Source organism: Chitinophaga sp. (genome assembly GCF_036569125.1).
GTDB lineage: Bacteria > Bacteroidota > Bacteroidia > Chitinophagales > Chitinophagaceae > Chitinophaga.
This window is the reverse complement of record NZ_DATCRF010000106.1, coordinates 1-2196: the sequence shown is the minus strand read 5'-3', so window position 1 is coordinate 2196 and position 2196 is coordinate 1. Positions and strand designations below refer to the sequence as shown.

Below are 2196 nucleotides of genomic sequence, written 5' to 3'. Positions count from 1 at the left end.
ACCAAATACGAAGTGGAGAAAAAGCAGCACCAGCTGCTGGAAAAAGACCGGCAGGCATTGCACCAGCGTTTGTGGTTAACAGCCGCCATTGCAGGCATCCTGATCTTATGCTTATTGCTGCTGCTCACCTACCGTTATTACCGGCAAAAACAGCAGGTATTACAGGCCGGGCAGGAAAATGTGCGCCTGAAAGCCTTGCTGGAAGGGCAGCTGCAGGAGCGGCAGCGCATTAGCCAGGAAATGCACGACGATATGGGATCCGGGTTAACCGCCATGTTATTCCTGAGCCGCAGCATCCGCGAGCCGGAAACAGCTGCCGTTAAAATTCAGCGCACCGCCGCAGACCTGGTACGCAAAATGAATGAGATCATCTGGACCATGAACCCGGAGCAGAACTCGCTGGACAGCCTTATTGCCTACATTAGGGTGAACACTGCCGAAGCGCTGGAAAACGCAGGATTAGCCTATCAGTTTCATATGCCGGAAAACATTCCCGCCATAACTATTCAGCAGGAGCTGCGCCGCAACCTGTACCTGGCAGCTAAGGAAGCGGTACATAACATAATAAAACATGCCGGCGCCACAGCAGTACATATAACCATTACCGTTAACAACGGGCTTGGCATAACAATACAGGATAATGGCCGTGGATTTGAGGCTGCAGCCACCGCTCCCTTTGGTAATGGCTTGAAAAACATGGACCGGCGCATGCGGCAGGTAGGCGGCGCCCTGCAGATAATAAACGACAAAGGCACCATCGTATACTTAACAGCGCCTCTATAACTTTTGTTATATACCAGGATACTGGTAAATAGATCAATTTTATAACATGGAACCAATACAGGTAAGCATAGTGGAAGACATTACGGAAATACGCGAAGGCATGCGCTTCCTGGTGAACCAAACACCGGGCTTCAGCTGCCTTTCGGTATACGACAATGCAGAAGCAGCCTGTAAAGGCCTGTTAGCCGACCCCGCGGACCTGGTGATCATGGATATTGCGCTGCCCGGCGCTACCGGCGTGGATTGCATACGGCAGCTAAAAGCGGCCGGCACTAAAATGCAGTTCATGATCTTCACTATTTATGAGGACAGCGACCAGGTATTTGAAGCGCTGGCAGCCGGCGCCAGCGGCTACCTGTTAAAAGATACCGCCCCGGACAAGATCATTGCCGCGCTAAAGGAGCTGCACGAAGGCGGATCGCCCATGAGCATCAGCATAGCGCGCAAAGTGGTAGCCTCTTTTCATCGTACGCCGGAGCCTTCGCCGCTCTCACCCCGCGAAATGGAAGTGCTGACCCTCTTAGCCAAAGGGTTGTTGTATAAAGAGATCGCGGAACAGCTGCACATCAGCACCGGCACGGTGCGCCAGCACATCCACAACATTTACGAGCGCCTGCATGTGCAGAACCGTACAGAGGCGCTGAACAAAGTATTCGGGCAACCCCGCAAATAGCGTATAACCATTGTTCTATTGTTCAGCCTTCGCCCGCTGGGTAGTTTTGAACCATCAAAACTTTTAAAACCCAGCATATGAAACCGATCTTCTTCTTCTTGCTTTTGCTTTTTCCTTTTGTATTACAGGCGCAAACAGATAACCGCGGCGGATGGTACGCCGGTATTGGCTTTGCGCGCATGCACTACAAAACCAACTGGTACTATTACCGCTATGATGGTATTCCCTGGCACGACAATTATCCCATTCACAGCATTAACAGCAACATGATCACACTGTCGATTGAAAAAAAGTCGCTGTTTAAAGCAGGTCCCCTACATTTTGATCTCAGTGGCGACCTGCTGCTGGGTATCACCGGCAAGGCAAAAGGGGAGTGGCTGCCCGATGACGATGTAATTTCAGGCAGCGGCAAAGCCGCCGGTATCAATGTGCTGCTTAAAGCCGTATATCCTTTACCGGTAAGCGGTAAAGTACGTATTGCGCCGTTTGTAGGTTTAGGCCCGCAATTCACTTTTTTGCACAATAATGGTAAAGATGCAGGCGAGTTTGCCTCCCTGCCTTATCTAAGCTATACGGACGGCTGGAATGAATATGTGCTATTGTTCAATGGCGCAGCAGGTGTGAATTTTGAGTTTTCGTCGGTTACTATTACCCCGGCATTTCATTTTGGATTGGTGGGTACTTCTTTTACAGACTGGGGACCGAATGAGGATGGTGTGCAAATGGAATCAATGCCCGCG

General features: G+C 50.7%; 3 protein-coding genes. All 3 read left to right on the top strand.

The genetic code is table 11. From position 1 onward, the window contains the following. A partial coding sequence (locus VIM87_RS03740; RefSeq protein ID WP_331995674.1) for a sensor histidine kinase occupies positions 1 to 783 on the top strand: 783 nt, incomplete at its 5' end. Positions 784 to 829: 46 nt separating this feature from the next. Further along, on the top strand, positions 830 to 1456 hold the full coding sequence (locus tag VIM87_RS03735; RefSeq protein ID WP_331995673.1) for a response regulator transcription factor: 627 nt from the start codon (positions 830 to 832) through the stop codon (positions 1454 to 1456). Positions 1457 to 1533: 77 nt separating this feature from the next. After that, the coding region (locus VIM87_RS03730; protein ID WP_331995672.1) for a hypothetical protein at positions 1534 to 2196 on the top strand (663 nt) is incomplete at its 3' end.

Excerpts from the sequence above, each read along its gene's own strand:
- VIM87_RS03735 (WP_331995673.1), top strand. The coding sequence starts at position 830 with ATGGAACCAATACAGGTAAGCATAGTGGAAGACATTACGGAAATACGC.